5 protein-coding genes are annotated in these 7,780 nt (G+C 62.6%); 2 read left to right on the top strand and 3 right to left on the bottom strand.

Going from position 1 to position 7,780, the window contains the following annotated elements; all coding sequences use genetic code 11:
• Together EQG76_RS32515 and EQG76_RS26020 are read left to right on the top strand one after the other, a co-directional pair.
• On the top strand, positions 1 to 3,287 hold a 3,287-nt coding region (locus EQG76_RS32515), incomplete at its 5' end, for a choice-of-anchor I family protein (protein WP_235031573.1).
• Between the two features lie 330 nt (positions 3,288 to 3,617).
• Entirely contained in the window at positions 3,618 to 3,827 is a 210-nt protein-coding gene (locus EQG76_RS26020; RefSeq protein ID WP_159717698.1) for a hypothetical protein, read from the top strand.
• Positions 3,828 to 4,423: 596 nt separating this feature from the next.
• Here the strand turns inward: EQG76_RS26020 and EQG76_RS32890 are convergent.
• The 3 genes from EQG76_RS32890 to EQG76_RS26010 all read right to left on the bottom strand — a co-directional run.
• Positions 4,424 to 4,549 (bottom strand): hypothetical protein, encoded by a 126-nt coding sequence (locus EQG76_RS32890; protein ID WP_255476598.1) that lies wholly within the window; start codon positions 4,547 to 4,549, stop codon positions 4,424 to 4,426.
• A gap of 633 nt (positions 4,550 to 5,182) precedes the next feature.
• On the bottom strand, positions 5,183 to 6,565 hold the full coding sequence (locus tag EQG76_RS26015) for a hypothetical protein (protein WP_159717696.1): 1,383 nt from the start codon (positions 6,563 to 6,565) through the stop codon (positions 5,183 to 5,185).
• A 755-nt stretch (positions 6,566 to 7,320) separates the two neighbouring features.
• On the bottom strand, positions 7,321 to 7,780 hold a 460-nt coding region (locus tag EQG76_RS26010), incomplete at its 5' end, for an FAD-dependent oxidoreductase (RefSeq protein WP_159717694.1).

The following is a 7,780-nucleotide window of genomic DNA, read 5'->3' as shown; positions in this document are numbered from 1 at the left end:
TGAAGAACCCGGCCCCGAACGCTGAAGGCTTCGTCGCCCTGTTCGACAAGGATGGGGTTTATCAGGGCGGTGCCGAGGTCGGCGTCGGCCCGGACCATGTCACCTTCACGCCGGACGGCACCAAGGTGCTGACCGCCAACGAAGGTGAGCCGACCGACGAGGGTGATCCGGTTGGCTCGGTTTCGATCGTCGATGTCGCCACGCCCGGTCTCCTCAAGACCTCGACCGAGGCCGGCTTCGCCAGCTTCGACGCCAAGGTCGAGGAGCTGCGCGAGGCAGGCGTGCGGCTGTTCCCGGATAGGCTGCCCTCGGCGGACCTGGAGCCCGAGTACCTGTCAGTGGCACCCGACGGCAAGACGGCGATGGTGACCCTGCAGGAGAACAATGCGGTAGCATTACTCGACATCCAGACCGGCCAGTTCACCGACGTGGTGCCGCTCGGCCTGAAGGACCACAGCCAGCCGGGCATGGGGCTGGACGCCAGCGACGAGGATGGCGGAATCAATATCGCCGAGTGGCCGGTCCAGGGCATGTACATGCCGGACAACATCGCGAGCTTCCAAGCGAACGGCGCCACCTACTACGTGATCGCCAACGAGGGTGACGACCGCGGTGAGGACGAGCGGATCAAGAATCTGGACCTCGATCCGGACGCCTTCCCGAACGCCGAGAAATTGCAGTCCGACGAGCAGCTCGGCCGGCTCGGCGTTTCGACGGTCGACGGCGACACGGATGGTGATGGCGACTACGACGTCCTGCAGTCCTATGGCGGCCGCTCGTTCTCGGTGCTCGACAGCAGCGGCAAGATGATCTTCGACAGTGGCGACCAGTTCGAGCAGATCATCGCCAAGCACCTGCCCGAGTACTTCAACAGCGACAACGAGGAGAGCGACAGCTTCGACTCGCGCAGCGACAACAAAGGTCCGGAGCCGGAAGGCCTGGTGGTAGGCGAGGTCGATGGCACACCCTACGTGTTCGTCGGCATGGAGCGGATCGGCGGGATCATGGTGTTCGAGCTGAGCGACCCTGAGGCGCCGCAGTTCGTCACCTACCTGAACAGTCGCAACTTCGAAGCGCCCATGGACGGCCTGGAGGCCGGCGACATCGGTCCGGAAGGGCTGACCTTCATCAGCGCCGAGAACAGTCCGAGCGGCAAGCCGATGATCGCCGTAGCCCACGAGGTCAGCGGCACCACCGCCCTCTATGAGTTCACCCCACCAGCCACCGAGCCGGACGAGGGTAATTTCAGCCTGCAGTTGCTGCATGCCTCCGATCTGGAAGGCGGTGTGGAAGCGATTGGCAACGCGCCGAACTTCGCGGCGATTGTCGAGGGGCTGGAGCAGCAGAACGCGAACACGCTGGTCCTGTCGGCTGGCGACAACTACCTGCCAGGTCCGTTCCTGAACGCCGCGGCCGATCCGGTGTTTGGCGAGACCGGCATTTTCAACGCGGCCTACAACCAGCTGTTCGGGCTCGACGGCGAAGGCTATGCCGCGCTGGCCGAGGGCGCTGGGCGGATCGACATCTCGATCATGAACGCAATCGGCTTCGACGCCTCCGCGGTCGGCAATCACGAGTTCGATCTGGGTACCGCCACCTTCGCGTCGATCATCGCCGCCGACTACGGCGAAGCGCAGGGTGTGGCCGATGACGGCTGGGTCGGCGCGCAGTTCCCCTATTTGTCGGCCAATCTCGACTTCAGCGGCGACAGCAGCCTGGCCGGCCTGTTCACCGGCGAGATCCGGTCCAACACCGACTTTGCTTCCGGGCCAGAACAGTCGGCGGCGAACGAGGACGTGCCGAAGCTGGCGCCGGCCACGATCGTCGACGTCAACGGCGAGCAGATCGGCGTGGTGGGCGCCACCACTCAGATGGTGGAGACGATCTCGTCCACCGGTGGGGTCACAGTGGTGGGTGAGCCCGGTGTGGACGACATGCAGCAGCTGGCCGATGTCCTGAACCCTGTAATCGACCAGCTGCAGGCCCAGGGCATCGACAAGATCGTGCTCGCCTCGCACCTCCAGCAGATCATGCTGGAAGAGGAGCTAGTCGGTCTCCTGGAGGGTGTCGATATCGTGATCGCCGGCGGCTCGGACACGATCCTGGCCGACGAGGACGACGTGCTGCGGCCGGGCGATGAGGCGGCCGACGGCTATCCGATCCTGACCGAGAACGCCGACGGCGATGCTGCGGTGATCGTCAGCACCGATGGCGAGTACAGCTATGTCGGCCGCCTCAACGTCGAGTTCGACGCGAACGGCGTGATCATCCCGGAGAGCATCGATCCTGCCGAGAACGGGCCGATCGCGACCACCGACGAGAATGTCGCGGCGATCTGGGGCGAAGCTGATCCGTTCGGCGAGGGCAGCAAGGGCGATCTGGTGGCTGGCCTGGTCGATGCGGTAAGCGGCATCGTCGAGGAGCAGGATGGCAACGTGTTCGGCACGACCTCCGTGTTCCTGGAAGGCCGGCGCGAGCTGGTGCGGACCGAGGAGACCAATCTCGGCAACCTCTCGGCCGACGCCAACCTCGCCTATGCCCAGTCGATCGATCCCGAAGTCCAGGTCTCGATCAAGAACGGCGGCGGCATCCGTTCGTTCATCGGCGAGGTGGGTCAGGATGGCAGCCTCTTGCCGCCGCAGGGCAACCCGGAGGCGGGCAAGGAAGAGGGTGACGTTTCCCAGCTCGACATCGTCAACTCGCTCCGCTTCAACAACGCGCTCTCGATCGTCGCCACCACGGCCGACGGCCTGAAGGTGCTGCTGGAGCATGGTGTCGCCGCGAGTGGCGAGGGCGCCACGCCTGGACAGTTCCCGCAGGTCGGCGGGATCGAGTTCAGCTTCGACCCAAGCCTGGAGCCTGGTGCGCGCATCCAGTCGCTGGCGATCGTCGACGAATCGGGCCAGGTGCTCGACGAGGTGGTGCGCGACGGCGAGCTGATGGGCGATGCCAGCCGGGCGATCAAGGTCACGACCCTGTCGTTCCTGGCTGATGGCGGCGACGGCTATCCGTTCCCGGACGTGATCACCGACCGGGTCGACCTGTTCGACGAGGCGGCGCCCAGCCTGACCGGCGAGGCGGTGTTCGCGGCGGACGGTACGGAGCAGGACGCGCTGGCGGAGTATCTGGCGGCGAATTTCGCCGAGGCGCCATTCGACATGGCGGAGACGCCCGCGGAGCTGGATGAGCGCATCCAGAACCTGTCGGTGCGCTCCGACAGCGTGTTCACCCCTTCCGCTGGAGCCGTGGCAGACAGCCTTGTCATGGAAGCTGCCCTGGCCGCGTGACCCTATCACCTGCACGACGCTCATCAGGCACTCGAAAGCCTGACGAGCGTCGGCAGGCTTGGGTTCACCGGGACGAAGGTTGCCGAATGTCGTAGGTGGAGCTCGGTCCAGCGGGTCTCTCGAGCTTCCGGCAGCCACAACGTCATTCTTGTTCTCGCTGCCAATCGCTCGGCGCCTCCTGCCTCATCGCAGCAACACCCCGCCTTTGCCAGGCGATGACATCCACCGATGCGATCTCATTCGCCGGAACCATGCAGCCTTGCCAAGTGGCAGCTGTTGTTATGCCGGGCCCTCAACGACCAGGTGGGGCCGAGACAGGAGGATCTTTCAATGGCTGACAACAGCCGCAAGCCGATCATCGGGCCGCTGACGGAGGCGCTTCGTTCCGACCCACGCGAGAACGCCCGCCGCGCAGAAGAGACCCTCGATGCGCCTCGCCGTCGTGAGCAGGAAGAGGCGATGCGCAACAAGAAACGAGCCACTTCAGACGGGCAGGAAGAGGCGATCCGGGACCTCGGGACTACCCGCCCGGCAGACTGAACGGATCGTGGACGGGGCACAATGAGAGCCCTGAATGGAGAGACTGAGCATAGCGCCCGGGTTCGTGTAAGGCGGGTGCCACTCGAGCAGGCGCGAGCTGGCGCAGCGCGAGCTGGCAGAGGCTTCGAGCCTTTCGCTGGCTGTGGCAAACAACATCAAGCGAGAGGCAACGGCCGTGCCAGCACCTTCTGGAAGCTGCAGGGTGCCTGGAGGAGGCCGGCGTCCGGCTGATTGCTGCTTGCCGCTAGAGCAGGCGATCTACGGACCCCTGGCCTTCCTGATAGCAACACGGAGTTCCGCACGAACTTGCCGGCACGCAGGGTGGCTTCTGGATCACTGATCCCATGCGCATGCGGCACGAGCAATGCAGCATGGCCAGCGGTCCCCAGGATCTGACGTGCCCACCTCTTCTCAAGCAGGGCAGCCTCCCCAGTGCGGTGCGGCGCAGATAGGCGAGTTGGCCGCTTAGGGTTGAATCCACCCTCCGTGCCTCAGCAACATACTGCGCAATCGCGTGATCATGGGACGGGATGCGTGCGGGCATGAGGGATCCCTGCGATCGTCAGCGACCCATGACTTCACAAGCGGTTGCTGGCTTATGGCGTCTTGATCCAATCCCCGAACTTGATCGTCGGCCGTCCGGGCATGAGCTCCAGTACGGCCGCGCGCAGGCGCTCGGATTGGGTGTCGTCGCCGTTGAGCACCTTGGCGACCTTCCGCATCAGCTCTGCGTCTGAGGCTGCAACAGACACTTCCAGCCGCTTGAGCCCACGCTCGGCAAGACGTTGCCGATGCTCTCGAACAGTTCGACTCACGTGACCCTCTACCAGTTTTGTTCACATCCGAAGCTTACAACTAGGGCGCGCAGCCCAACCTTGTAGTGTCTCGCAATCGGAAAGGCGATAATGGACGCGAACTCGGACACGCTTCCGCCGTCGCACCTTCCGCACGCCACCTTCTTTCGCCTCGGTGCACAATCCTGCAGAAGGGGATCCAGCTCGCAGCTTGCCCTCACACCTTCGGCTCCAGGCAGAACGGCAGGTACTGGTCGGCCCGGCTGCCCATCGTGCTCCATACGCCGCCGCTGTTGGTGCTGGTCTTGACTGAGGCACGAGCGTTCGCTGCAGGGTGGCGAGCGTCGAGGCGGTAGTGAGGTGCCCTACACGGCCCAGCGGCTGCAGGAGATTTGCGGTGCCGGAGATGGATGAGCTGGGGCACGCAGGACTGCCCACGGTTCGGCGGCAAGCGCCATGCGGCGGTGGAGCGGGCGGAGGCCGGCGCCACGTGCTTGGGACTCATTGAGATGCAGGGCTGGAATCGGCCAAAACCAACCCCGCCATCTATATGAGCAGCTATTACGCAGTCACGCGGAAGAGGAAGGGCAGACCGATTGCATCGCCACGGGCCGACCTGGTCGCCGAGGTACCATTGACCTGATAAGACACGTCGAGCCAGTCGCTAAAGAAGCTGGCCTTCAAGTTGAGCGTCGTTGCACCCGGCACTGGATCATTATCCTCGGGCTTGGGCGTCGGGACGTTGCTGAAGTAGTGCGGTGTCAGGTAGGCTGTGCCACCTGACACCGCACTCCACTTGAGGGAGTAGGTACTTCCGACCCGCAGGTAGAAGGGACCGGATGCGTTTGCGCTTGCAGCTCGGGTCCAGCCGACCTGAGGTTGAGTACTGCTGCTACCCTGGCCTTCGCTAATCTGGGTCACTGGGCCGTCGATCTGTGTGAAGGTGTACCGAACGGTGCCGGTTGATCCATTGGCATTGATAGGGCCGCTCAGATCGACATAAATGGGCCCCTGCCATGACGTGAGCCTGATCAGCTTGGTATAGAATTCGGTTCCGACCTGCCGATCCACGCCAGTCGGCTTGAAACGGTAGGTCACGGTGTTGGTGTTGCTGATCGGGAAAGTATCCTGAAAGCTCGATAGGCCTGCCCAGTTACTCAGGCTCGACATCGGATACAGGATGCTTTGCCCCTTGGTGATGTAGGTGGTTGAGCCTGAGGACGTCGTAAAGTCTACTTCGATCGTTGGAATCTTGCTCCAGTTGGTCTCCCAGGCACCCTGGTTCTTGATCAACCCTCGCAGCCGATGCATCGTCGTGAGCGACGTCGATCCATCGGTATGAAAGTAGGGCGACCGCTTCCAGGACGTACTAGCCAGTTCCGCCGTGGTCCAAAGGCGACGGGAGTGATGATGATTGACGGAGATCCAGTTCGTTGAAGGACTGGACGTGCTTTTATTTCTGACGACAAAATGGATCGCCTGATTCTTAGTTACCTGCAGAGCGTTGAAAGTAAACTGCGCAACCCAGTTCCGCTTCTTTGTCCAGTCCAACCCTGCTACGCTAAATTCGTTGGTCGATGTCGCGAGAACCGTGGCTCCTGGTACGCCACCTGAGTCGGCCCGTATCTGCACATCATAAGGACCGCCGCCGTTACCTGATGAATAGCCAGGGCCACCTGCATCTCCGGGGCCTTTCTCAAAAATGATGCGGATACGCCTGATGTAGCCTGCCATCTCACACATGTATCTGTACGAGAAATGCTCAGCAGACTTCAGTTCATTGTTGCCTGAGCCGACGGCGCACGCAGCACATCCATAGAACAGGTTTCCCCACAACTGGGAGTCTATGGGGTTCGCAGCTTCGGCAGTTCTTATGCCGAGAAGGGGAACTGTCATTGCTGCGGTACCAGCAACAAGAGTCGCACGGCGATTGATATAGACCAAAGCTCACCTCTCCGAAGTGGATTAGGATGAGGGCAAGACGTCAGTTCTTATTACGGTAAGGTTAGTTTCTTGCGTATATCTGTCAATGGCAATTTCCGGAGATGGGCGTGCAAGACAGGAATGCGCTTAACCATTCTGGAAGTATTATTGAAAGGTTCTAGAATATTTCGGGCTGATCTAGGATTAGGCTCCTCAACGGTCGTAGTTTTACATAATGATGCAGGAAGGGCTTCGGTCAGCTGTCCTCCGCCAGGAGCAGCTGCCTCATCTGTCTTTGCCAAAGGGTCGCACCCTGAGATGAGGGGAGCGTTACCGGCCGAACTGTGACGGGTCGCGAGGCGACGGGGGACGTTGGTCGCGATGACCGACACCATGCTGCGGTGCGTTGGTCATTGCATCGACCCATTCAGCGTGAAGTTCCGAAAGAACAGGCACTGCGTCTGCGGCGAGCCCTCAGCGCAACGCGCTACTCATCCACTCGAACAGCCCCATGAGCTTGGCTAGCCCCCGCAGCGCTGCCACCTCCTCCCGCCGCTCCACCGCCGCATACCGTCCGCCGCTGGGCTGCGGGCAGTCCCGCGCTAGGCCGGCTGCAATCACGAGTTCGGCGAAGTTGTGTCCGCCGACGCTGCAGGCGCCAACCCGGGACCCGGCTTATGACAGGTGTGGGCCGCCGCAGTCTTTGCCCCTTGCCCTCTGACCCAGATAGAGACCTGAACGTCTTTTCCTGCCGTGACGCCGGATTGATCGCTGGGCTACCAGACGGAGCGTCCGAGCCGGAATGGCGAGTTACCCGGCGCAGCTTGCCCGATGACGATGTCGGTGATGAGCGCTGCCGAGCTGCAGGCGAGTGTCCAGCCAATGGCGCCATGCCCGGTGTTCACGTAGAGGCCGGCCGTGCTGGTCGCATCGATCACCGGCAGCCCGTCGGCCGACATCGGCCGCAGACCGCACCAAGCGTTGATGTCCGCCGGCATCTTCAGATGGGGGTATAGCTTGCGCAGGCCGTTCACGAGATTGGCGATCCGGCCTTCCCGCAGGGTACGATCGTAACTGTCGAATTCAACCGTGCCGGCGACCCGCAGACGGTCGCCCAGCGGGGTGGCCACCACATGCTCGAAATGGTCGACGATCGGCCGGCCGGGCAGGAAGCCGATGTCGTCCTTCATGAGCGTGATCGAGTATCCCTTGACCGGTGCGATCGGCAGGCGAATG

It is taken from the genome of Geminicoccus flavidas, from assembly GCF_009806515.1.
GTDB lineage: Bacteria > Pseudomonadota > Alphaproteobacteria > Geminicoccales > Geminicoccaceae > Geminicoccus > Geminicoccus flavidus.
Note: the sequence above shows the minus strand (reverse complement) of the source record. Positions and strands in the feature narration are given on the sequence as shown.

Bases quoted from the DNA above. Each gene is read 5' to 3' on its own strand.
- EQG76_RS26020 (WP_159717698.1), top strand. From the start codon at position 3,618: ATGGCTGACAACAGCCGCAAGCCGATCATCGGGCCGCTGACGGAGGCG.
- EQG76_RS32890 (WP_255476598.1), bottom strand. From the start codon at position 4,549: ATGCGGAAGGTCGCCAAGGTGCTCAACGGCGACGACACCCAATCCGAG.